At 72.6% G+C, this 22,764-nt stretch carries 24 protein-coding genes; 5 read left to right on the top strand and 19 right to left on the bottom strand.

All coding sequences use genetic code 11. The annotated features are described in order from the left end of the window. Positions 1–3: 3 nt before the first annotated feature. The gene (locus ABZ470_RS35375) at positions 4–1,149 is read left to right on the top strand and encodes a glycosyltransferase family 2 protein (RefSeq protein ID WP_362916927.1); all 1,146 of its coding nucleotides are present in this window, start codon (positions 4–6) and stop codon (positions 1,147–1,149) included. On the opposite strand, the gene ABZ470_RS35380 is transcribed toward ABZ470_RS35375, so the two are convergent. Then, positions 1,082–1,708: a glycerol-3-phosphate acyltransferase gene (locus tag ABZ470_RS35380; RefSeq protein WP_362916929.1), complete on the bottom strand. Its 627-nt coding sequence runs from the start codon at positions 1,706–1,708 to the stop codon at positions 1,082–1,084. The two genes, ABZ470_RS35375 and ABZ470_RS35380, sit on opposite strands and share 68 nt — an antisense overlap. Before the next feature lie 49 nt (positions 1,709–1,757). On the opposite strand from ABZ470_RS35380, the gene ABZ470_RS35385 reads away from it, so the two are divergent. Then, on the top strand, positions 1,758–2,399 hold the full coding sequence (locus tag ABZ470_RS35385) for a spheroidene monooxygenase (RefSeq protein ID WP_352012598.1): 642 nt from the start codon (positions 1,758–1,760) through the stop codon (positions 2,397–2,399). 14 nt (positions 2,400–2,413) lie between these two features. Here ABZ470_RS35385 and plsX read toward each other — a convergent pair whose 3' ends face one another. The 9 genes from plsX to ABZ470_RS35430 form a co-directional block, all read right to left on the bottom strand. Continuing rightward, entirely contained in the window at positions 2,414–3,382 is a 969-nt protein-coding gene (plsX, locus tag ABZ470_RS35390; protein WP_362916931.1) for a phosphate acyltransferase PlsX, read from the bottom strand. After that, positions 3,375–4,310 (bottom strand): phytoene/squalene synthase family protein, encoded by a 936-nt coding sequence (locus ABZ470_RS35395; protein WP_362916933.1) that lies wholly within the window; start codon positions 4,308–4,310, stop codon positions 3,375–3,377. The genes plsX and ABZ470_RS35395 overlap by 8 nt, the downstream gene beginning before the upstream one ends. Further along, positions 4,307–5,767 carry a phytoene desaturase family protein gene (gene crtI / locus ABZ470_RS35400; RefSeq protein ID WP_362916935.1) on the bottom strand — a complete coding sequence of 487 codons (1,461 nt, stop codon included), beginning with the start codon at positions 5,765–5,767 and terminating at the stop codon, positions 4,307–4,309. The genes ABZ470_RS35395 and crtI overlap by 4 nt, the downstream gene beginning before the upstream one ends. Beyond that, positions 5,764–6,813: a polyprenyl synthetase family protein gene (locus ABZ470_RS35405; RefSeq protein WP_362916937.1), complete on the bottom strand. Its 1,050-nt coding sequence runs from the start codon at positions 6,811–6,813 to the stop codon at positions 5,764–5,766. The genes crtI and ABZ470_RS35405 overlap by 4 nt, the downstream gene beginning before the upstream one ends. A 191-nt stretch (positions 6,814–7,004) precedes the next feature. Further along, complete coding sequence (locus ABZ470_RS35410; RefSeq protein WP_362916939.1) at positions 7,005–7,382, bottom strand: hydrogenase maturation nickel metallochaperone HypA; 378 nt, start codon at positions 7,380–7,382, stop codon at positions 7,005–7,007. Between the two features lie 60 nt (positions 7,383–7,442). After that, positions 7,443–7,616, bottom strand: a complete 174-nt coding sequence (locus ABZ470_RS35415) for a hypothetical protein (protein ID WP_352012604.1) — start codon at positions 7,614–7,616, stop codon at positions 7,443–7,445. Next, complete coding sequence (locus ABZ470_RS35420) at positions 7,613–8,434, bottom strand: hypothetical protein (RefSeq protein WP_352012605.1); 822 nt, start codon at positions 8,432–8,434, stop codon at positions 7,613–7,615. The genes ABZ470_RS35415 and ABZ470_RS35420 overlap by 4 nt, the downstream gene beginning before the upstream one ends. A gap of 104 nt (positions 8,435–8,538) precedes the next feature. Then, complete coding sequence (locus ABZ470_RS35425) at positions 8,539–9,243, bottom strand: SIS domain-containing protein (protein WP_362916941.1); 705 nt, start codon at positions 9,241–9,243, stop codon at positions 8,539–8,541. Beyond that, positions 9,240–9,857 (bottom strand): SIS domain-containing protein, encoded by a 618-nt coding sequence (locus ABZ470_RS35430; protein ID WP_352012607.1) that lies wholly within the window; start codon positions 9,855–9,857, stop codon positions 9,240–9,242. The genes ABZ470_RS35425 and ABZ470_RS35430 overlap by 4 nt, the downstream gene beginning before the upstream one ends. A gap of 180 nt (positions 9,858–10,037) precedes the next feature. On the opposite strand from ABZ470_RS35430, the gene ABZ470_RS35435 reads away from it, so the two are divergent. From ABZ470_RS35435 to ABZ470_RS35445, 3 genes are all read left to right on the top strand, one after another. After that, positions 10,038–10,424 (top strand): hypothetical protein, encoded by a 387-nt coding sequence (locus ABZ470_RS35435; RefSeq protein ID WP_362916944.1) that lies wholly within the window; start codon positions 10,038–10,040, stop codon positions 10,422–10,424. 200 nt (positions 10,425–10,624) lie between these two features. Then, positions 10,625–11,464: a metallophosphoesterase gene (locus ABZ470_RS35440; RefSeq protein WP_352012609.1), complete on the top strand. Its 840-nt coding sequence runs from the start codon at positions 10,625–10,627 to the stop codon at positions 11,462–11,464. Continuing rightward, positions 11,461–12,105 (top strand): 4'-phosphopantetheinyl transferase superfamily protein, encoded by a 645-nt coding sequence (locus ABZ470_RS35445; protein WP_362916946.1) that lies wholly within the window; start codon positions 11,461–11,463, stop codon positions 12,103–12,105. Before ABZ470_RS35440 ends, ABZ470_RS35445 begins: the two co-directional genes overlap by 4 nt. A gap of 69 nt (positions 12,106–12,174) precedes the next feature. Here the strand turns inward: ABZ470_RS35445 and ABZ470_RS35450 are convergent, their stop codons facing one another. The 9 genes from ABZ470_RS35450 to ABZ470_RS35490 all read right to left on the bottom strand — a co-directional run bounded on the left by ABZ470_RS35450 (position 12,175) and on the right by ABZ470_RS35490 (position 22,719). Next, positions 12,175–12,843, bottom strand: a complete 669-nt coding sequence (locus tag ABZ470_RS35450) for a response regulator (protein WP_352012611.1) — start codon at positions 12,841–12,843, stop codon at positions 12,175–12,177. Then, positions 12,840–15,380, bottom strand: a complete 2,541-nt coding sequence (locus ABZ470_RS35455; RefSeq protein WP_362916948.1) for a sensor histidine kinase KdpD — start codon at positions 15,378–15,380, stop codon at positions 12,840–12,842. Before ABZ470_RS35455 ends, ABZ470_RS35450 begins: the two co-directional genes overlap by 4 nt. Positions 15,381–15,413: 33 nt before the next feature. After that, positions 15,414–16,262 carry a potassium-transporting ATPase subunit C gene (locus tag ABZ470_RS35460; protein ID WP_362916950.1) on the bottom strand — a complete coding sequence of 283 codons (849 nt, stop codon included), beginning with the start codon at positions 16,260–16,262 and terminating at the stop codon, positions 15,414–15,416. Further along, positions 16,263–18,416, bottom strand: coding sequence for a potassium-transporting ATPase subunit KdpB (gene kdpB, locus ABZ470_RS35465; protein WP_362916952.1), 2,154 nt, complete (start codon positions 18,414–18,416; stop codon positions 16,263–16,265). It abuts the gene before it with no gap. Positions 18,417–18,418: 2 nt separating this feature from the next. Next, on the bottom strand, positions 18,419–20,080 hold the full coding sequence (gene kdpA / locus ABZ470_RS35470; RefSeq protein ID WP_352012615.1) for a potassium-transporting ATPase subunit KdpA: 1,662 nt from the start codon (positions 20,078–20,080) through the stop codon (positions 18,419–18,421). Further along, positions 20,080–20,169, bottom strand: a complete 90-nt coding sequence (locus tag ABZ470_RS35475) for a K(+)-transporting ATPase subunit F (RefSeq protein ID WP_352012616.1) — start codon at positions 20,167–20,169, stop codon at positions 20,080–20,082. Before ABZ470_RS35475 ends, kdpA begins: the two co-directional genes overlap by 1 nt. Positions 20,170–20,382: 213 nt before the next feature. Beyond that, positions 20,383–21,093 carry a response regulator transcription factor gene (locus ABZ470_RS35480; protein WP_362916954.1) on the bottom strand — a complete coding sequence of 237 codons (711 nt, stop codon included), beginning with the start codon at positions 21,091–21,093 and terminating at the stop codon, positions 20,383–20,385. Beyond that, a complete protein-coding gene (locus tag ABZ470_RS35485) occupies positions 21,090–22,202 on the bottom strand; it encodes a histidine kinase (protein ID WP_362916956.1) in 1,113 nt (370 codons plus the stop codon). The genes ABZ470_RS35480 and ABZ470_RS35485 overlap by 4 nt, the downstream gene beginning before the upstream one ends. Positions 22,203–22,212: 10 nt before the next feature. Beyond that, on the bottom strand, positions 22,213–22,719 hold the full coding sequence (locus ABZ470_RS35490) for a hypothetical protein (protein ID WP_362916958.1): 507 nt from the start codon (positions 22,717–22,719) through the stop codon (positions 22,213–22,215). Positions 22,720–22,764: the final 45 nt, after the last annotated feature.

Genomic DNA, 22,764 nt, shown 5'->3' on the forward strand with positions numbered 1-22,764 from the left:
CCGATGAGGGCACTGACCGTGCTCCAGGCGGCGGCCGCGGTCACCGCCGCGGTGCGGCTCGCCCGCGGCCGTGACCGCCTGCCTCCGCTGAGTCCCACGACGACGGATACGCCGGTCTCCGTGGTCGTACCGGCCCGCGACGAGGAGGAGCGCATCGGTCCCTGCCTGAAGGCGCTCCTGGCCGATCCCGCGGTGGCCGAGGTCGTCGTCGTGGACGACGAGTCACGGGACGGCACCGCCGCCCTGGCGGCAGGGCTTGGCGCCAGGGTCGTCGCGGGCACGCCGCCGCCCCGTGGCTGGGTCGGCAAGCAGTGGGCGCTGCGGCAGGGGGTCACGGCCGCGGTCAACGACGTCGTGGTGGCCCTCGACGCGGACACCAGGCCCGCCCCCGGCCTGGTCGGGGCGCTCACCGCCGCCCTGGCGCACCACGACCTGGTCAGCGCGGGTCCGCGCTTCGTCTGTGACGGGGTCGCCGAGCAGGCACTGCACGCCTCCTTCCTGGCGACGCTGGTCTACCGGTTCGGCCCGATCGGGCCGTCAACGCCACCGCCTCCCCACCGGGTCGTGGCCAACGGCCAGTGCATGGCCTTCCGCCGTACGGCGATGCTGGAGGCGGACGGGTTCGGCAGGGTGCGCGGGCACATGACCGACGACGTGGCGCTGGCCAGGCTCCTCGCGGCGGATGGCTGGGCGGTCACCTTCCTGGACGCGGGCGGGCTGCTGGAGGTGGACATGCACGAGTCCGCCGCCGGGGTGTGGCGTGAGTGGGGCAGATCGCTGCCGTTGCGCGACGTCACCGGGCCCGGCTGGCAGGCCGCCGACCTGGCGGTCGTCTGGCTGACGACCGCCCTGCCCGTCCTGCGGCTGCTCTCCGGCAGGCCGACCCGTCTCGATCTGGGACTGCTGGCCGCGCGGACACTGCTGGCCCGCGCGTTGCGCGGCAACTACGCCGTACCGGGGCCCGGCGTGCTGCTTTCTCCGCTGCTGGATCCGCTGACGGCCGTACGGCTGACGCAGGCGACGCTGCGCCCCGTGCGCTCGTGGCGTGGCCGCCGCTACCCCGCCGCCGAGATGGGCGCTCTCACGTACCGTCCGCCGCCCGGCCCGCGTGGGAGGACCGGGCGGCCTGTCCGAAACGAAGGCCGATGAGACACATCAGCGCCCCCGTCGCGGCCACCTGCCCGATCGGGGTGAAGAACAGCTGGAGGAGCGGCAGACCGAAAACCGCGACCCTGGCCCCGACCGCGAAGGAACGCGCGGTCAGGGCGGCCAGGACCAGGACCACGACGCCCAGCAGGAAGGCCGGGGGACAGATCACGGCGAAGCCGCCGACGAAGGTGAGGACGGACCGGCCGCCCCTGAATCCGGCGAACACCGGCCATGCGTGCCCGGCCATCGCGGCGGCCACCGCCAGGTACACCGGCACGACGCCGCCGCCGGCGACCACGCCGGTCCCCGTGGTGTGCGCGCCGCTCACCGCCAGGGCCAGCCCTGCGGCGAGCGTGCCCTTGAGGGTGTCGCCCGCGAAGACGGGTACGGCGGCCCGCCGGCCGAGACTTCGCATGACGTTCCAGAAGCCGGGGTTGCGGTCCCCCGTCTCGCGGGGATCGAAGCCGTGGATCCGCCCGACCAGTACGGCGACCGGCACGGATCCCAGGAGGTAGCCGCCGATGAGAGCCACCAGCGCGCAGAGCGGTCCGGGAGTCATCGCCTCATTCCATCTCGTCAGATATGCGGATCTGGGGGCTGTCGGTCACATGGCCTTCGACCGGCCTTCACTCACGGGCACCGACGGGCTGGTGTTCTGGCGGCTGCTCGGCACCGGCCGTGGCGCGTCGATGAGCCTGGGCGCGGACCTGCGCCGCTGGGCTCTGTTCGCGGTCTGGCGGCACGAGGCCGCCCTCGACGGCTTCCTCGCGACCTCCCCGATCGTGGCGCGCTGGCGCGGGCGGGCCGTGGAGGCATGGCAGGTACGGCTGAGGCCGCTGGCCTCGCGTGGGAGGTGGGGTGGCGTCGAACCGTTCGGCTCCGGCATACCGGAGGCGGGCGGAGACGACGCGGCGGGCGGCGGGCCGGTGGCCGTACTCACCCGGGCGTCGATCCGGCCGTCCCGGCTGGTGGCGTTCTACCGGTCCGTTCCCCGGGTCGACCGTCTCCTGCTGGGCCAGGACGGCTGTCTGGCCTGCGTCGGCGTCGGCGAGTGGCCGCTGGCCAGACAGGCGACGTTCTCGCTGTGGCGCGACACGGGCGCGGTACGGGACTTCGCCTACCGGGGACGGGCGCATCGGGAGGTGATCGAGCGAACCAGGGCACAGCGGTGGTACTCCGAGGAGTTGTTCGCCCGGTTCGCGCCGTACGCCAGTGAGGGGACCTGGAACGGCGCCGACCCCATCGCCTGAGGGGAGCGCCCGGCTCATCGAACGGACTCGGCGGCGGGCCAGTCCCCGGGGCGGCCGGTGACGCCGCCGTCTGCCAGGGCACGGGCGAGCACGCAGGCCCGTGCGATCGTCGCTGCCCCGGACGCGCCGTGCGAGACGACGACGGTGCCGCGCAGACCGAGCAGCGCCGCCCCGCCGTGGGTTTCGGGGTCATAGCGGCGGGTGACCTCACGCAACGCCTCGGAGGTGGCGATTCCCCCCTCCGCGACCAGGGTGAGCGCCGCGCGCACCGTCCCTTCGACGTTCTTGAGCACGATGTTGCCGGTGAACCCGTCGGTGACGATCACGTCCACGGTCCCGGCCAGCACATCGTGTCCCTCGACGTTGCCGTGGAAGCGCAGGGGCAGGCTGGACAGCAGCTCCCCCGCCCCACGGGTCACCCGGTTCCCCTTCCCGGGTTCCGAGCCGATCGACAGCAGGCCGACGGACGGGTCCGGCACGCCGAGGACCAGCCGGGCGTAGGAGGTGCCGAGCACCGCGAACTGGGCGACCATCTCCGGCACCGGATCGGCGGTCGCCCCGGCGTCGATCAGCACGGTCGCGCCACCGGTCACCGAGGGCAGGGCGACGGCCAGGGCGGGCCTGAGCACGCCCGGCGCCCTGCCGATGCCGCGGACAGCGCACGCCACGACGGCCCCGGTCGGGCCCGAGGACACGAACGCCGAGGCGTCGCCCCGCCCGACCAGTTCACAGCCGATCCTCAGGCTTGAGGCGGCCTCGGTGGCCGCCGCGCCCGGCTCGTCCATCGGGATCACCTCCTCCGCGTGCACCACGCCGATCTCCCCGAGGGCGCCGTGTCGCGCCAGGTGCCGGCGGATCTCCCCGGATCTGCCGACGAGCACGACGGGGACGCCGTACTCGCGGCTGGCCACGACCGCACCGCCGACCGTCTCGGCTGGGCCGTGGTCTCCGCCCATGGCGTCGACGGCCACCGGATCAGGCATCGCGCCCTCCTTGGGGACTCCGGGTGACCACCCGGCGTTCGGCCCTGTCCGCCACACAGGCCGCGTACAGGTGCCGGGTGAAGACGGCCAGTCTGCGGCCCAGCGACACGACCGCCCTGGCGCCGAGGACGTCGTGGCGGGCCGCCTCGATACGGCTGAGGATCTCGCCGTACAGCTCGTGGGCGGCGCGGACGCACGGCTGGGAGGAGGGGATCAACAGGTCGATCCCCTCGGCCGCGCGTCTGTAGTGCTCACGAGCCCGCTCGGTCTCGAAGGCCAGCAGCTCGCGCAGGGCGCGGGTGGGGGTGGGCCGCCCCAGGTCTGCGACCCGTACCCCGAACCTCTCCAGGTCCTCCAGCGGCAGGTAGACCCGGCCACGTCGCAGGTCCTCGGACACGTCACGCAGGAAGTTCGTCAGCTGGAAGGCGAACCCGAGCTGCCTGGCGGGTTCGCGGGCCCGTTCCACCATGCCGGGCAGCGCCTCCAGAACCGGCAGCATCATGGTGCCGACGACCGCCGCCGACCCCTCCATGTAGCCGAGCAGGTCGTCGTAGGTGGTGTAGCGGCTGACGGTCAGGTCGGCCCGCATCGAGGCGAGGAAGGACTCGATGTCGCCGTGGTCGATGCCGAACGAGCGCACGGTCTGCGCGAACGCCGGAAGCACCGGATCATCCTGGGGGACACCCGCGAGGGCGTGGGCCGTACGTACGGCGAACCCGTCCAGCGCGGCCGCCCGGTCCCCGGTCATCGCGAAAGAGTCCACGATCTCGTCGGCACGGCGCGCGAAACCGTACAGGGCGTGTACGTGGGGACGTTTCCAGGCCGGCAGCAGCCGGGTCGCCAGGTAGTAGGAGCGGCCGTGGCGGGCGTTGAGTCTGCGGCAGAGTTCGTAGCTGGTGGTCAGCGTCACCGGAGGCGCCAGGGTCATCGGGATGTCCTCAGGATGCGTTCCGCGGCCAGCCTGCCGGAGATCAGCACCGGCGGCACGCCGACGCCGGGGGCGGTGTGCATTCCAGCGAAGTGCAGGCCGGGGACACGGCCGGCCGCGCCCGCCGGTCTGAACCAGGCCGTCTGTGTGAAGCGGTGGTCCAGGGCGAAAGGGGTGCCCGCCGAGTGGCCGAGCCCGGCCCAGGCGGGCGGGTCGAAGGTCAGCCGGGAGTCCTGCGAAAGGTCGCCGTAGCCGAGGCCGGCCAGTCTGCCGAGCAGACGCTCGCGCAGGTACGGGGTCAGACGGGTCCAGTCTCCTTCGCCACGCAGGTTCGCGGTCGGCTCCAGCACGGTGAGCGTCGCGTGGCCCTCGGGGGCGGCGGAGGAGTCGGACTCGGGGTAGGTGACCAGCAGGCTGGGGTCGGGCTGTGGCCTGCCCGCGCGCAGGGCGGAGAAGCCGGAGTCCCAGTCGCTGCCGAAGTGCAGCGTGTGGTGAGCCTGGTCGGCCAGCCTCCGGTCGAGGCCGAAGTGCATGACCAGGCACGAGGGTGAGAAACGGGGGCGGCGCAGGCGCCAGTCCTTCGCCTCGGGCGGCAGCAGCCCCTGATGGGCGCCGGGCAGGTCGCAGGCGACCACGACGTGCCGGGCGGGCAGACGTTCGCCGGTGTCGAGCCGTACCGCGCGGACCCCGTCGTGGCCGGTCTCGACCCTGACGGCCCGCGTGCCGTACCTGATGCGCGCCCCGGCCTTCCGCGCCACGTCGGCCAGTGCCCGCGGGATGGCGTGCATGCCGCCGTCTGCGGGGAAGAAGACACCGCCGACGGTGTCCATGTGCGCGATCACGGCGTAGATGCCGAGGGCCTGACGAGGGGACAACCCCACGTACAGAGCCTGGAAGGTGTGCGCCCTGATCAGCCTGGGGTCGGTGAGGTGGGCCTTGACGAGCCGGTCGAGGCGTCGCAGACCCCCCAGAGAGGCCAGCCTCGCCAGGGCGAGAGGGCGCAGCAGGCTCCGCAACCGTGTCACGTCACGGTCGATGAAGTCGTGCCACTCCGCGGTGAAGAGCTCGCCGAGCCTCGCCCTGAAACGGAGATACCTGTCGGCCTCGGCCGCTCCGCACAGCTCGCGTACCCGTTCGGCCATGGCGTCCCGGCCGGCGACCACGTCCAGGTGGGAACCGTCGTGGAAACGCAGCCGGTAGTAGGGGTCCAGACGCCGCAGCGGCAGCAGGCTCTCCATGTCGTGCCCTGCCGCGGCGAAGACGTCGGCCAGCACCTGCGGCATGGTCAGCACGGAGGGACCTGTGTCGAAGCGGTAGCCGTCCAGGCTCACGGAGCCGCAGCAGCCTCCAGGCACGTCCCTGGCCTCGACGAGCGTGACGTCCCTGCCCGCCGCGGCCAGCCTGACCGTCGCCGCCAGGCCGCCGAGCCCGGCGCCGACGACCACGACCGGGCTCACGCCCTCCTCCGCGTCGCCAGGTCGGCCAGCTCGCCGAGCCCGCGCACGACCTCCGCCGGCAGGTCCGCCTCGTCCAGGGCCGTCCTGGCCAGGGAGACCAGGTCCGTGATGCGTTCCTCGGCCGTCTCCAGGGCTCCCGTGGTGACGATCAGCCGTCGGGCCGCCGCGACGTCCGCCTCGTCGTGGACGTCGTCGAGCAGCGCGGCGTCGTACCGGCCCGCCCGCTCCCTGGCCGTCGCGGTGAGCCAGGTGTGTTTGCCCTGGCGCAGGTCTGCGCCGACGGGTTTGCCGGTGACCTCCGGGTCGCCGAAGACACCGAGCACGTCGTCGCGCAGCTGGAACGCCTCCCCGAGGGGCAGGGCGTAGGCGCTGAGCGGGGCGCGCCGCCTCGGGTCGCCGCCCGCGACGGCGTGGCCGAGGTGCAGGGGGCGCTCGATGGTGTACTTGGCCGACTTGTACGTCGCGACCCGAGCGGCCTCGACCGGGCTGCTCGCTCCCCCGGCCGCGTAGGCGAGGTCGAGATACTGGCCGCCGACGACCTCGGTCCTCATCCGGGTGAAGACCTCGAACGCGTCGGTGAGGTGGGGCCCGGCGCGCAGCAGCGCCGCGTCGGCCCAGGTGTAGGCGAGCATGCCGAACAGGGTCGCGGCCGACTCCCCGAAACGCCGCCCGTCCCCCCGCCAGCCCCGTCCGCCGTGGTGCTCGGCGAGCGCGAGGTGTACGGCGGGCCTCCCCCGCCGGGTCTCCGCCTCGTCCATCACGTCGTCGAGGATCAGCGCGCACGCGTGCACGAGCTCGACCGCGCAGCCCGCGGCGAGCACGGCCTCGTCCCCTGGTTCGCCGCCCGCCGCCCGGTGCCCCCAGTGGACGAAGGCGGGCCTGAGACGTTTGCCGCCCTGGCGGACGAAACCGAGCAGGGTGTGCCGTAGTAAGTCGAGGTCCTCACCCAGGAAGGCCATCTCCGCTGTCTCCCGCTCCAGGAACTCGTCCAGGTAGCGGCTCATCCGCTCGCGAAGATGATCGGTTTCGCGGGTGACGGTGGCCATGGGCGTCGCTCCTCTGTCTTGTTGGGGGTAACTTCGCAGCCGCAACCGCATTCGGATGCGCCTACCGGAGAGCGAGCCGGAATGGGCCATGATCATCGCATTCCCTGACGATCCATCCCCGGGCTCCGTGCCAATAAATCACCCCATCACGCAAGAAGTCGCAAAAAAGGCCATAAAACGCCCTGATGTGGTCAAGCGTGCTCCGGCACGTCCGCGGGCCCGGCGGCCTGGGCGGACTCCAGGAACTGGACGGAGTCGAGGAAGAGGTCGTCGCCGCCCACGGTCTCGACGTCGGTGCCGTCACACTCGACGCAGACGGAGCGCGGGACGAACGCCGCCGCGGTCTGGCCGCACCTGCGGCAGATGAGCTGGGCGGGGACGATGAGCAGCTCCACCTTCGCCCCCTCGGCCAGCGAGCCCTCCGCGACCTTGGCGAAGGCGTGATTGATCTCCGGCTCCGTCACCCGGAGCAGGGCGCCCGCGTGCACCCTGGCCCGGCCCACCCTCCGGCCCTCCGCGCGTTCCTCGACCGCGATGAGGATCGCCTCCGCGACCCCGAACTCGTGCATGCCCGATTCCCTCGTTCCCGGTTTGTCCTGTTCCTCAGCGGCTTCCCGCCGCGCGGAGTGTCACGTCCCACCGTTCTCCGGGCGGCCGCCCCGGCGCCCGAGACGGGGCAGGACCCGGTAGACCACCCAGCCGGCTCCCGTCACCAGCGCCCTCGTCACCACCGTTGTCGCCGCTGTCGTCACCGCGGTCAGCGGCCGTCGCGGCAGTCCTCCTCCCATGGCGAAGCTCCTCACGCGATGGCCTCCTCATCCCCCGCCTGCGCGGGGTCGTCCGGGTGGTCGGGCAGGACCACGGGCGAAGAAAGCACCGCGTCACGGTGCCCCGGCTCACCGACCAGCGCGGGCCAGGTGTGCTCGTTACGGCAGGCACGGGCGAACGGCCCGGCCCATTCGGGGGGATCGGCGAGCGAGACGAAGCCTCCGCCGTCTGTCTCGACGATCAGGTGCGCCGAAAGCAGCGACCGCCGCAGCGCGTACTCGCCCGAGACCCCCCGCCCGATCAGGAGCGCGGTGTTGCGCGCCACGACACGCAACCGGATGAGCCCGCACGGCCCGGCCAGGCGTTCGGCGCTCATCGTGAGGGCAGCGTCCAACGGCAGGTGCTCGCAGACCACCCGCCCCTCCGGTCCGCCGCGGGGGCCGCGGATCTGCTCGGTGAAACGGTCCCCGGGGACGTTCACCTCCGTCGTCCGCTCCCCGCCGAGCAGTACGGCCAGCGGGAAGGACACTCCGATCTCGCGCTCGGTCGCCTCGTCGTAGGACAGGAAGGTCCCCTCCCCGGACTCCGGCCGGGTGCGCTCGACACCGCACCTCCTGAGGTGCAGGAAGCGCAGGCACAGGTGGACCGAGGCGTCCTGCGCCCGTTCGAGCAGGCACTCGGTCATGCTCCACGAGGTGCCCTCCTCCTCGGGACGTCCCGGCGGCACCAGCGTTCCCGGCCGCTCCCCCGGGGCCGCGGGCGACCGGTCCCGGTACAGCACGGCGTCGGCGACCCTGCGGGCGATCCGCGCGGGCACGCCGGAGGGGATCCCGTCTCCGGTCCACGCCGTCATGCCGCCTCCCGCCACCTCGCGCCCGTCGCCCGCCGATACCCTGTCGCCGCTGTGCCACCGTCCTGTGTCTCTGTCCTGTGTCTCTGTCCTGTCGCCGCCCGCCCTCAGCCCGTGCCCGGCGGGTTCACCCCGAGCGCTCGCTGGGTGAGTTCCCACAGCACGTGGTAGACCGTCGCCTGGGCCTCCTGGACCCGGTGCGCCGACGACGACGGGATGACGAAGAGATAGTCGAGCAGGCCGAGCCCGGCCATCCTGCCGCCCTGGTCACCGGCCAGGCCGATGGTGAGCATGCCCTGGTGCGCGGCCTCCTCCAGGGCCCGCAGGACGTTGAAGGAGCCGCCGCTCGTGGACAGGCCGAGGGCGATGTCGCCGCGCCTTCCGAGCGTGGCCAGCTGACGCGCGAAGACGGCCTCGAAGCCCACGTCGTTCGAGAGCGCGGTGATCACGGCGACGTCGCCGGTCAGGCTGAGGGCGGGCAGCGACAGGCCGTAGGCCGGGTGCAGGAAGGCGGTCGCGACCTGCTGGGCGTCGGCGCTGCCGCCACCGTTGCCGAAGGCGAACAGCCTGCCTCCCGCGGCGAACCTGATGGCCATCTCCTGGGCGCACTCGGCCAGTTCGTCACCCGCGACCTCGGCGACCTGCCAGCGCAGCCGTACGATCTCGGCCGCCTTCTCCTCGGCCGACCTGCGGGCCTCGGCCAGCGCCGCGGCGGAGTCGGATCGTGCGGGGGCGGCGATCCGCCGTCCCGGGGCGGGAAAGGGGTAGAGGGCGGGCACCGCCCCGGCGGCGGGATCCTCAAGCGTGCTCATCGCGCTCCCTCGCCCACGGGTCCCGCCTTCTCGAAGAACACGTGGACCAGTTCCCACAGCAGGTGGCAGAGGGTCACGTGGACCTCCTTGACCACGGCGGGGTCGTCGGAGTCGACCGTCAGCAGATGGTCGGCAACGCCCCGCCCGGCCGTGATCCCGCCGTCGCCCCCGGTGAGCGCGACGGTCAGCAGGCCCAGTTCCCCCGCCGTCTCCAGGCCGCGCAGCACGTTCTCGCAGCGGCCGTCGCGGGAGATCCCCAGCGCCATGTCGGCCGGGTCCGCCCAGCGGCGCACCTGGTGGGCGAAGGCCTCGGCGAGGCCCTCCCTTCCGCTCACCCCGGTGACGGTCGCGCAGTCGTTGCTCAGCGCCAGCGCGGGAAGCGTCCGTCTGCCGACGATGACCGGGTGCATGAACTCGGCGGTGATGTGGGCCGCGTCCGTGCCGCAGCCGCCGTTGCCGAAGACGATCAGCTTTCCGCCCCTGCGGAACCGCGACGCCATCTCACGGCAGGCCAGGGCGACGCGTTCGGCGTCCGCCGCGAGTGCCCGGCCCGCACGGTCACGTCTGAGGAAGGCCGCGCCGACAGCCGGATGCATGGTCGATGTCACTGGCATGGGTGAACGCTCCGTTGTCCGCGGTAGTCGTCAGGCTACGACGCGTGTCCGAGACGCCGACACCTCCGGCGCTGCAAACCGGGGTAAAGGTCTGATCATGGGCATGCCGCCACCGGCCTCCCGCTCCCGAAGTCACACATCGCAGATATACCCTATAAATCGGTAGGTAATATTGACATTATGGAGTCGGTCTGGTCGGGTGATGGCGTGGCGGGCGACAAGTCGGCGGTCCGGTGGAAGCGGGTCCGCACCGCGCGTGAGAGAACCACATGTGAGAGAACCGCGCACGGAAGACGGGCGCGGCCACGGTCGGGCTCGCCCCACGAGGGGACGGGCCGGGGCACCGCCGCGAGACCCACGCCCGCGTGTTCGGAGCACGAGCACCTGACGGCCCTGGGCGAGGCCGCCGCGGCGGTCATGGAGTCGGCTCCGGGGGTCGCCGCCTGCTGGCTGCGGGCCGCGCTGAACACCTTTCCCCCGGAACAGCGCGGCGGCCGGGAGCACACCCGGCTGCTCGGCCTGCTGGAACGCGCCCTCACCCTCTCCGGGGACCGGCGCCCGCCCTGACCCGCCCGTGCCGTACGGCCGTGGCTCCCCGAACCCACCCTCTTGGTGATCGCGGGGGTTCCGGATATCTTCCTGGCATCGGGGCGGACGGGGACGGAGGCGGCGACGCCGTACGGCGCGGCCGCGTGGGGCCGCCCCGGCGGACGACCCCGGGCCGCCGTGGCCCGGGAGACCTCTGAACCACCGAGGGCGGTGCAAGCATGACCTCGCTGCTGGCCATCAGCGACCTGCACATCGGATACCAGGAGAACCGGAGGATCGTCGAGGGGCTGCGGCCGGACTCCCCCTCCGACTGGCTGCTGGTCGCCGGGGACGTCTCCGAGGCGGTCGCCGACGTCGAGTGGGCACTGCGCCTGCTCTCCGAGCGCTTCGCGAAGGTCGTGTGGGCGCCGGGCAACCACGAGCTGTGGACCCATCCCAGCGACCCCGTCCAGCTGCGCGGCGAGGAACGCTACCGGCACCTGGTGAAGGTCTGCCAGAACCTGGGGGTGGTGACCCCCGAGGACCCCTACCCGGTGTGGGAGGGGCCCGGCGGGCCGGTGGCCGTCGCCCCGCTGTTCGTGCTCTACGACTACACCTTCCGGGTGCCCGGCGCGGCGACCGAGGAGGAGGCGCTGGCCCTGGCGTACGAGAAGGGGGTGGTGTGCACCGACGAGATGTTCCTGCACCCTGACCCGTACCCCTCCCGTGCCGCCTGGTGCCGGGCCAGGATCGCCGAGACCGAACGCAGGCTCGCCGGACGCCCCGAGGGCGTGCCCACCGTGCTCGTCAACCACTATCCGCTGGTCCGTGAGCCGACCAGGATCCTGCGGCACCAGGAGTTCGCGATCTGGTGCGGCACCGAGCTGACCGCCGACTGGCACCTGCGTTTCGACGCCGCCGCGGTCGTCTACGGCCATCTGCACATCCCCAGGACGACCTGGCACGACGGCGTGCGCTTCGAGGAGGTCTCCCTCGGCTATCCCCGTGAGTGGCGGCCCCGGCCGACCCCGCCCGGCAGGCCGCGCCTGATCCTGTCCTCCCCCGGGGCGGCCTCGTGATCGACAGGATTCTGCCGTCCTGGGTGGTGAGCGCCGAGGCCTTCGACGACCCGCCCGAGGCCACGCTGTTCCCCGAGGAGGAGGCCGTCATCGCCCGCGCGGTCGGCAAACGGCGGATCGAGTTCACCACCGCGCGCCACTGCGCCAGGCGGGCGCTGGCCGATCTCGGACTGCCGCCCGTGCCGATCCTGCCCGGCGAGCGCGGGGCACCCACGTGGCCCGGCGGGGTGACGGGCGCCATCACCCACTGCGCGGGCTACCGCGCCGCCGCCGTCTCTCTTGAGGCCCTGACCGTCGGCATCGACGCCGAGCCCCACGAGCCGCTCCCCGAGGACGTGCTCGGGGCCGTCTCCTCGGAGGGCGAACGCAAGGAGCTCGAACTGCTCGGCGGGGACGTGCACTGGGACCGGCTGCTGTTCAGCGCCAAGGAGAGCGTCTACAAGGCCTGGTATCCCCTGGCCCGGCGCTGGCTCGGCTTCGAGGAGGCCCACGTCACCTTCGACCCTTCGGGTGCCTTCAGCGCCCGCATCCTCGTCGAGGGCCCGCTGGTCGAGGGGCGCCCGCTGACGGGGTTCGACGGCCGGTGGCTGGTGTCCGGCGGCCTGCTGATGACGGCCATCGCACGCCCTCGCACGGCATGAGCCGCCTTTTCCTGATTTTTCAGGATTACGGTGCTGTCCCGTCGCCCGCCCTCCCAGGACGGGGTTCGTTCAGGGCTGGAAGCGGTAGCCCATGCCGGGTTCGGTGAGCAGGTGGACCGGGCGGGCCGGGTCGGGCTCCAGTTTCCTGCGGATCTGGGCCATGTACTGGCGCAGGTAGTGGGTCTCCCTGACGTAGGCGGCGCCCCAGACCTCGGTCAGCAGCTGGCGCTGGCTGATGAGCTTGCCCGGGTTGCGCAGCAGGATCTCCAGCAGCTGCCACTCGGTCGGCGTCAGCCGTACCCCTCCGGAGATCGTCTTGCCCGCCAGGTCGACCACGTGCGCGCCGACCTCGACGCGGGCGAGTTCGGCCTCGTGGACGGTGGTCCTGCGGGTGACGGCCCTGATGCGGGCCAGCAGTTCGTCGATGTTGAACGGCTTGGTGACGTAGTCGTCGGCCCCGGCGTCCAGGGCCTCGACCTTGTCCTGGTTGCCCGCCCGTCCGGACAGCACGATGATCGGCACCTTGGTCCAGCCGCGCAGCCCGTGGATGACGTCGATCCCGTCGATGTCCGGCAGCCCGAGGTCCAGGACGACGAGGTCGGGGTGCCAGTCGGCGGCCTCGCGCAGGGCGGCGCCGCCGCCGTCGGCGACCGCGACCTCGAAGTGCCTGGCCAGGAGGTTGATGCGCAGCGCGCGCAGGATCTGCGGTTCGTCGTCGACGACGAGGACGCGGGTCATGTCCGCTCCTCGGGGGCGATGGGCAGCTTCAGGATCATGGTGAGGCCTCCCCCTGGTGTCTCCTCCGGCGTGAGCGTCCCGCCCATCGCCTCGGCCAGCCCTCTGGAGAGGGCGAGGCCGAGGCCGACACCGGTGTGGTTGTCGCGGTCGCCCAGGCGCTGGAAGGGCATGAAGATCCGGTCGTGCGCCTCCCTCGGCACGCCGGGGCCCCGGTCGATGACGCGGACCTCGACGCTGTCGCCGTAGGAGCTGGCGGTGACCAGGACCTTGTGGTCTCCCGGGGTGTAACGCACCGCGTTGGACATCACGTTGACCAGGATCCGCTCGACCAGGGCCGGGTCGGCGACGACCTCGGGCAGGCCGGGCGGGATGTCGCCCTCGACACGCTCGCCGAGCGGCCCGAGGTCGTCGACGGAGCGCGGGACGACCTCCCCCACCGCGACGGGTTCGAGGGCCAGTCCGAGCACCCCCGCCTGCAGGCGGCTCATGTCGAGCAGGTTGGCGACCAGCCGGTCGAGCTTGACCAGCGACTCGTCCGCGGTGGCCAGCAGTTCCCGCCGGTCCGTCTCGCTCCAGTCGATCTCGGTGCTGCGCAGGCTGTCGACCGCGATCCTGGCCGAGGCCAGGGGGGTGCGCAGGTCGTGGCTGACGGCGGCGAGCAGCGCGGTGCGCATCCTGTCGGCCTCGGCCAGCGGCCCGGCCAGGTCCGCCTCACGCCGCAGCCGCTCCTGGCGCAGGGCGACGGCCGCCTCCGCGGCGAAGGCCTCCAGGACCCTGCGGTCGGCCGCGTCGAGCAGCCTGCCGCGCGCGGCGAGCACCAGGTCGCGGTCGATCACCACGTCGGTGTCGGCGGCGCCGGGGGTGGCGCAGGGCGGCCCTCCCGAGGTGGCCGCGATCCGCCACGCCGCGGGCTCGGAGCGGTCCTCGGGGGCGGGCTCGCCGGTGCGTTCGAGCAGCGTGACGGAGGTCAGCCCGAAGGTCTCGCGCAGCCGCGCCAGCAGGGAAGCCAGCGCCGCCTCCCCTCTGAGCACGTGTCCCGCCAGGGTGGACAGCACCTCGGCGTCCGCGCTCGCCCTAGCCGCCTCCCTGGTCCGTCTGGCGGCCAGGTCGACCACCGCGCTGACCATGACGGCGACCAGCACGTAGACGCTGAGCGCGAAGATGTTCTCCGGGTCGGCGATGGTGAACCGGTCGACCGGCGGGGTGAAGTAGTAGTTGAGCAGCATGAACCCGGCGACGGCCGCGGTGACCGCGGGCCACATCCCTCCGGCGAGGGCGACGCAGACCACCATGAGCAGGAACATCAGGATCGCGCTCGACAGCTTCAGGCCGTCCCTGAGCGGGGCGAGCAGCGCGGTGATCGCCGGGATGCCCAGCAGCGCCATGACCCAGCCCGCGATCCTGCGTCCTCGGGTGAGCGCCGCCCTCGGCCGGTCGCGCCCGGCTCCTCTGCCCACCTCGCCGTGCGTGATCATGTGGACGTCGATGGAGCCGGACAGCGCGGTGGTCGTGACTCCGACCCCCCGGGAGAAAAGCTGCGCGAAACGTCCCCTGCGGGAGGCGCCGAGCACGAGCTGGGTGGCGTTGACCCCGCCTGCGAAGTCGAGCAGCGCGCGCGGGACGCTGTCGCCGACCACCTGGTGGTAGGTGCCTCCCAGGCTCTCCACCAGGGCGCGCTGGCGGGCCAGGTGCGCCGGGTCGGTGCCGTTCAGCCCGTCGGAACGGGTGACGTGGACGGCCAGCAGATCGGCGCCCTTGGTCCTGGCGGCGATCCTGGCGGCCCGCCGTACCAGGGTGTCGCCCTCGGGGCCGCCGGTCAGCGCGACCACGACGCGTTCGCGCGCCTCCCAGGTCCCGGCGATGCCGTGTTCGGCGCGGTAGCGGTCGAGCTGGTCGTCGACCTTGCCCGCGACCCACAGCAGCGCCAGCTCCCGCAGCGCGGTGAGGTTGCCGACCCTGAAGTAGTTCGACAGGGCCGCGTCCACCTTCTCCGGAAGGTAGATGTTGCCGTGGGCCATCCTGCGGCGCAGCGCGTCCGGCGCCATGTCCACCAGCTGTACGGCGTCGGCCTGCCGTACCACCTCGTCGGGGACGGTCTCGCGCTGCGGAACGCCGGTGATCTCCTGGACGACGTCGTTGAGCGACTCCAGGTGCTGGATGTTGACGGTGGAGATGACGTCGATCCCCGCGTCCAGGATCTCCTCGACGTCCTGCCAGCGCTTGGCGTTGCGCGAGCCGGGCACGTTGGTGTGCGCCAGCTCGTCGATCAGCGCCAGTTTCGGTTTGCGGGCGATGACGGCGTCCACGTCCAGCTCGGTGAAGCTCGCCCCCCGGTGGACCAGGGTCGCGCGGGGGACGGTCTCAAGGCCGTCGAGCAGCGCCGCGGTGCGGGGCCGGTCGTGGGTCTCGACGAGCCCCACGACCACGTCCGTGCCGCGTCCCAGGCGCCGGTGCCCCTCGTCGAGCATCGCGTAGGTCTTGCCGACGCCGGGGGCCGCGCCCAGGTAGATCCGCAGTTTCCCGCGCGCCCCGCTCATCGCCCGCTCATCTCCTCTCGCCTCTTCCTACGATCATCCCCTGTCGAGGGCGAGGTTGAGTTCCAGGACGTCGACCGCCGCCTCGCCCATGAAGCCCAGGGGCCTGCCGGTCGTGTGCTCCCTGATCAGTTCCCTGACCCGCGCCACGCCCAGGCCGCGTTCCCCGGCCACCCGGGGGGCCTGGAGTTCGGCGTAGGCCACGGAGATGTGCGGGTCGAGCCCTGAGCCGCTCGCGGTGACGGCGTCGGCGGGCACGACCGCGACCGCCGTGCCGCGGACCGGGACCGTACGGCCCGCCGACAGGTCCTCCCCCGGCTTGGCGCAGGTGACCCTGACGCCCTGGTAGGCGGTGAGGAACGGCGTGACGGGGCAGGCCTGGTTGGCGCTGACCACCCGCTGGGGGGTGCCGGTCGTGGGGAAGACCTTCAGCACCGCGCCGACCCCGTCCGGCGTGCAGTACGGCCTGGCGCCGCTGACGCCCTCCAGCTCCCCGACCGCCCTGGAGCGGGCGCAGACCCGCGTCAGCAGGGACGGCCTACCGGCGTCACCCGGTACGGGGAGGACGTCCAGGACGTCCTCGGGGCCCAGGTTGCTCGCACCGCTGGCCAGCGGGTCGTAGCCGTCGCCCGCCGCCGAGGGACGGCTCTGGAAGTACTTCCTGACGGGGGTTCCGTCCTTGCCGGTGAAGTTCTGGCCGATCAGTTCGCTGCCGACGTCCTTGCCGTCCTTCTGGACGGGGGATCCGTCGGCCTGGTGGCCGAACACGGCCTGGGCGACTCCGGTGACGAGAAGGGGGTAGGCCAGCCCGAGGAGCAGGGTGAGGACGAGCAGCGCGCGCAGCGCGGCGAGGTGACGGCTGAGCCAGCCGGGCAGGCGTTCCATTTAAGACATCCCTGGAAGGAACTGGATGAGCAGGTCGATGACTTTGATGCCGGCGAACGGCGCGACGACGCCGCCGAGGCCGTAGACGTACAGGTTGCGGCTGAGCAGCCTGGAGGCGCTGGCAGGGCGGTAGCGCACCCCGCGCAGGGCCAGTGGGATGAGCGCGACGATGACGATCGCGTTGAACACCACCGCCGACAGGATCGCCGACTGCGGGCCGGTCAGCCGCATGACGTTGAGCGCGTCCAGGCCCGGGTAGACGGCGGCGAACATCGCCGGGATGATCGCGAAGTACTTGGCGACGTCGTTGGCGATGGAGAAGGTGGTCAGCGCGCCCCGGGTGATGAGCAGCTGCTTGCCGATCTCCACGATCTCGATGAGCTTGGTGGGGTTGGAGTCCAGGTCGACCATGTTCCCGGCCTCCTTGGCGGCGGAGGTGCCGGTGTTCATGGCCACCCCGACGTCGGCCTGGGCGAGGGCGGGGGCGTCGTTGGTGCCGTCGCCGGTCATCGCGACCAGCCGCCCGCCCTGCTGTTCCTTGCGGATCAGCGCGAGTTTGTCCTCCGGGGTGGCCTCGGCCAGGAAGTCGTCGACCCCGGCCTCGTCGGCGATGGCCCTGGCGGTCAGCGGGTTGTCGCCGGTGATCATGACGGTGCGGATGCCCATCCTGCGCATCTCGTCGAAACGTTCGCGCATGCCCTGTTTGACGACGTCCTTGAGGTGGATCACGCCGAGCACCCTGGCGGTGCCACCGGGGCCGCCTGTGATCTCGCCGACGACCAGCGGGGTGCCTCCGGAGGCGGAGACGGCGTCCACGATCGCGCCGACCTCGCCGGTCGGGTGGCCGCCGTGGTCGCGCACCCACTTCATCACCGCGGTCGCCGCGCCCTTGCGGACCTGGCGGCCGTCCACCCCGACCCCGGACATGCGGGTCTGGGCGGTGAAGGGCACCCACTCGGCGTGGGCCAGCTCACCGGGGGCGCGTTCACGCAGGCCGTAGGCCTGTTTGGCGAACACGACGATGGAGCGGCCCTCCGGGGTCTCGTCGGCGAGGCTGGACAGTTGGGCCGCCTCGGCCAGTTCCTCGGCGGAGACGCCGGGTGCCGGGACGAACTCGGCGGCCTGCCGGTTGCCGAGCGTGATGGTGCCGGTCTTGTCCAGCAGCAGCGTGGAGACGTCCCCCGCGGCCTCGACCGCGCGGCCGCTCATGGCCAGCACGTTGCGCTGCACGAGCCGGTCCATGCCCGCGATGCCGATCGCCGACAGCAGGGCGCCGATCGTGGTGGGGATGAGGCAGACCAGCAGGGCCGCGAGCACGATCCCGCTGACGCCGTCGGCGGTCAGTGCGAGCGAGTCGGGGACCCCGGGGTTGACGGCCTTGGAGTAGACGGCCAGGGGCTGCATGGTGACGGTCGCGGTCAGGAAGATGACGGTCAGCGCGGCCAGCAGGATGTTGAGGGCGATCTCGTTGGGGGTCTTCTGCCGGTCGGCGCCCTCGACCAGGGCGATCATTCGGTCGATGAAGCTCTCCCCGGGCTTCTGGGTGATCCGTACGACGATCCGGTCGGAGAGGACCTTGGTGCCGCCGGTGACGGCGGAGCGGTCGCCGCCGGACTCGCGGATGACGGGCGCTGACTCGCCGGTGATGGCCGACTCGTCCACGCTGGCGATGCCCTCGACCACGTCACCGTCGCCGGGGATGATCTCCCCCGCCTCGACGACCACGTGGTCGCCCTGCCGCAGTTCGGGCGCGCCGACCTGGTCGTAGGAGGGCTCCTCGGAGCCGGGCCGCCAGTCCCTGAGCCTGCGGGCGACGGTGTCGCGCTTGGCGGCGCGCAGTGTGGCGGCCTGCGCCTTGCCCCGGCCCTCGGCCACGGCCTCGGCGAGGTTGGCGAAGAGCACGGTCAGCCAGAGCCAGACCACGACGGCCCAGGCGAAGAACGAGGGGTCGAGGATCGCGAGGGCGGTGGTGAAGACCGCGCCGACCTCGACGACGAACATGACGGGGTTGCGCCACAGCGTGGCCGGGTTGAGCTTCGTGAACGCGGCGGGAAGGGAGGTGATCAGCTGGGCGGGGTCGAGCAGGCCGCCGCCGACCCGGCTCTCCTTGCGCGGGCTCCCCGGGGCCGGGGCCTGGAGCGTTGGGGTGGACACGTCTACCGGATTCCTTCTGCGAGCGGGCCGAGCGCCAGGGCGGGGAGGAAGGTCAGCGCGACCAGGACGACCGTCACGCCGACGACCATGCCGACGAACTGCGGCCGGTGGGTCGGCAGCGTGCCCGCCGAGACCGGAACCGGGTCCTGGCGGGCCAGGGAGCCGGCCAGGGCCAGCACGAACACGATCGGCAGGAACCGGCCGAACGCCATGCACAGCCCGAGCGCGGTGTCGTACCACGGCGTGCTGACGGTCAGGCCGCCGAAGGCCGAGCCGTTGTTGTTCGAGGCGCTGGTGAAGGCGTAGAGCACCTCCGACAGGCCGTGCGGCCCGCCGTTGAGCATGCTCGCGCGCTGTTCGGACGAGCCCATCGCCAGCGCGGTGCCGACGAGCACCAGGACGGGGGTGACCAGGAAGTACATCGAGGCGAGTTTGATCTCGCGGGCGCCGATCCGCTTGCCCAGGTACTCGGGGGTGCGGCCGACCATCAGCCCGGCGACGAACACCGTGATCACGGCCAGTACCAGCATGCCGTACAGACCGGAGCCGACGCCGCCGGGCGCGACCTCGCCCAGCATCATGTTGACCATCGTGACCATGCCGCCGAGCGCGGTGTAGGAGTCATGGAAGGAGTTGACGGCGCCGGTCGAGGTGAGCGTGGTGGCCGCGGCGAAGGTCGCGGAGTTCGCGACGCCGAAGCGCACCTCCTTGCCCTCGGTCGCGGCACCGACAGCCTGCGGGACGGTGCCGTTGTGGGCCAGCTCCAGGCCGGTCAGCACCGCGACGCTGACGACGGCGAGGGTGGCCATGATCGCGACGATCGCGTATCCCTGCCGCCGGTCGCCGACCAGGCGGCCGAAGGTGCGCGGCAGCGCGAACGGGATCAGCAGGATCGCGAAGATCTCCACCCAGTTCGTCCAGCCGGTGGCGTTCTCGAACGGGTGGGAGGAGTTGGCGTTGTAGAAACCGCCGCCGTTGGTGCCGAGTTCCTTGATGATCTCCTGGCTGGCGACCGGGCCACCGGTGATCGCCTGGGTGCCGCCGGTCAGGGTGGTCACCTCGTACGGCGCGGCGAGGTTCTGCACCAGGCCGCCCGCGACCAGCACGAGCGCCCCGACGAAGGCGATCGGCAGCAGGATGCGGACCGAGCCGCGTACGAGATCGACCCAGAAGTTGCCCAGTTCCTCGCTCCGGCCGCGGGCGAAGCCGCGGACCAGGGCGATCGCCACGGCCATGCCGACCGCGGCCGAGACGAAGTTCTGCACCGCGAGCCCGGCCATCTGCACCAGGTGTCCCATGGTGGACTCGCCGGAGTAGGCCTGCCAGTTGGTGTTGGTGACGAAGCTGACCGCGGTGTTCCAGGCGACGTGGCCGGTGACCGGGGGCATGCCCAGGCTCAGCGGCAGCCGTTCCTGCAGGCGCTGCAGGCCGTACAGCAGCAGGACCGAGACCGCGGAGAAGGCGAGCACGGCGCGGGCGTAGGCGCTCCAGCGCTGCCCGGCCTCGGGGCGGACCCCGGCCAGCCGGTAGATCACCCGCTCGGCGGCCAGGTGCCCGGGGGCGGTGTAGACGCGGTACATGTAGTCGCCGAGCGGGCGGTGGACCACCGCGAGGGCGACGATCAGGGAGGCGATGAACACGATCCCCGACAGGGCCGGTGACATCAGAAGCGCTCCGGGAACAACAGGGCGGCGACCATGAGGGCCGCCAGCACGACGGCCACGACCAGGCCGATGGCGTTGACGGCGCTCACAGCCGTTCCACCGCCTTGACGACGAGCCCGAGGACCGCGAAGATCGCGATCGTCAGGGCGACGAAGATGACGTCGGCCATCCTCACTCCTTGTTGGCGCATACGTTCCCGGCCGCCGTTTGGCGGCCATGCGACAAGGAAATCGCGGGATTTATGGGTTTTTGCGCGCCTTGATGGGTTCCATACGCCTTCGCACCGTTTATTGACGCGTTCCCTACGCCCCGCCGGTCTCCGGCTCCGCCAGGCCGACGCGGTAGGCGTAGGTGACGGCGTGGACCCGGTCGCGCAGCCGGGCCTTGGCGAACAGGTTGTTGATGTGCGTCTTGACGGTGGCCTCGCCGATGAACAGGACGGCGGCGATCTCGGCGTTCGACAGTCCCCTGGCGATGAGGCGCAGCACCTCCGCCTCACGCGGGGTCAGCCCGTCGGGCAGCGGCCCCCGCCCCCGCCGCTCCTGCCGCTCCCGCTCCGCAGGCCGGGTACGGCCCGGCGGCGGGGGCGGCTCCCCCATCACGGCGTTGAGCAGGCGGCGCTGCACGCCGGGGTCGAGCTGGGCGTCACCGTTGACGACCGCCGCGACGGCCCTGCCGATCTCCTCCGCGCCCGCGCTCTTGGTGAGGAATCCGCGCGCCCCGGCGCGCAGCGCGGCGAAGACCGACTCGTCGTCCGCGTAGGTGGTCAGCACCACGACCTGGGTCGCGGGGAAGGCGGCACGGATCTCCCGGGTCGCCTCGACCCCGTCCATCCTCGGCATCCGCAGGTCCATCAGCACCACGTCGGGACGCAGTTCCGCGACCAGCCGCAGCGCCTCCAGCCCGTCCCCTGCCGAGCCGACCACCTCGACGTCCGGCAGCAGGCCGAGCAGCAGGACCAGCCCCTCGCGGACCACGGCCTGGTCGTCGGCCACCAGCACCCGGGCGCTCACGCGGGCACCCGCAGCCGGACCAGGAAGATCCCCTCCCGCTCCCCCGACTCCAGCGTCCCGCCGAGAAGCTCGGCCCGTTCCCGCATGCCCACGATCCCGTATCCTCCCCCGGGCGTCCCCGGGGAGTCCGCCAGGGGGTTGGTGACCTCCAGTTCGCACGAGCCGCCGTGGAAGCCGAGCCGTACGGTCGCCGGGGAGCCGGGCGCGTGCCGGCGCACGTTGGTGACCGCCTCCTGGGCGGTGCGGATCACCGCCAGCTCGGTCTCCGGTGGCAGCCGCCGCTGCCTGCCCGACGTCAGCAGGGCGCACTCCTGCCCGGTCGCGGCGTGGAACTCCTCGGCCAGCCTCCGCAGCGCCTCGGGCAGCGGCGGCTGGTTCTCCCGCAGCGCGGACACGGCCCTTCGTGCCTCCTCAAGCCCGTTCCTGGCCAGGTCACCGGCGCGCTCGACCCGTTCCAGGGCCTCTCCCGCCCGGTCGGCGCGCAGCAGCATCCTGGCCCCCTCCAGGTGCACGATCTGCGCCGACAGGCTGTGGGCGAGGATGTCGTGTATCTCCCTGGCGATACGGGCGCGCTCGGCGAGCACCGCCTCCCGCTCCTGCGCGCTCCTGGCGGCCCTGCGCTCCCTGATCGAGTAGGCGATCATGAAGACCATGCAGAGGCTGAAGGCCAGGCTGAGGTCCCGCTCCAGGGCGCCGGTCACCGCCCCGGCCACCAGCAGCCCGCCCAGCGCGAGCCCTCCGATCGGCAGCGAGCGGGCGAGGGGATACCTGACCGCGGCGGTCCCCACGCCGAAGAGCAGGACCGCGACGGCCGGTCCGTCGACGGCCACCATCTCCAGCCAGAGCGCGAGCAGCACCGCCAGGCCGAGGGCCACGACCTTGACCGGCACCCCGAGGAGCGGCAGGCGCGGCGAGGGCCCGGTCGCCGACGGCAGGATCGCCACGGCGAGGAACCCGGCGACGGCGAAGGCCAGGAGCGTGACCGCGAGCCTCTCCCCCGACAGGCCGAACCCGGCCCCGGCACCCGCCTGCGCGACCAGGAACAACACGATCACCCCGGCCCGCAGGACAACGGGGGCGATCGTGGTGTCCCTGAGTCGCGTCGTCACGCCACGGACGTTACCGATCCCGCCCGGCCGGCTGCGAGGCGGGCACCCACGCCGGTACGGCCTCGCCGAGCATCCGCCCCCTCCTGGCGACCAGGACGGCCTGGGCCGCGACGGTCAGGCCCGCGAAGACGAGGGCGGCGGCCGGCCGGTAGGTGAGGCCGAGCGCGCCGCCCGCGGCGAACAGGGCCAGGCGGGCGGCGAAGGAGACCACCCAGGCCGCCAGGGTCCATGCGGTGCCCCTGGCCCAGGCGACCCCGTCGGCCTCCCGCCACACCCGCACGGTCCAGGCGCGCAGGGCGCCGAAGGCGACGGCCATGACCGCCTCGACGGCGATCACGGCGACGCCGAGGACGGACGGGATCTCCTCCAGGAGGCCGCCGCCGTACACCCCGGCCCCCGTCAGGATGAGGCCGAAGACCAGTAGGCCGCGTCCCGCGGCGGGCCGGGTCCGCATCTGGCGGTAGACGACGAGGGCGAGGACGACGAGGGAGAAGACGGCGATCTGCAGCGAATCCATGTCACCGACGGTAGGGACGGTGGCCCCGGCGCGGATCGGAGCACG

It is taken from the genome of Streptosporangium sp. NPDC020072 (genome assembly GCF_040631445.1).
Taxonomy (GTDB): domain Bacteria; phylum Actinomycetota; class Actinomycetes; order Streptosporangiales; family Streptosporangiaceae; genus Streptosporangium.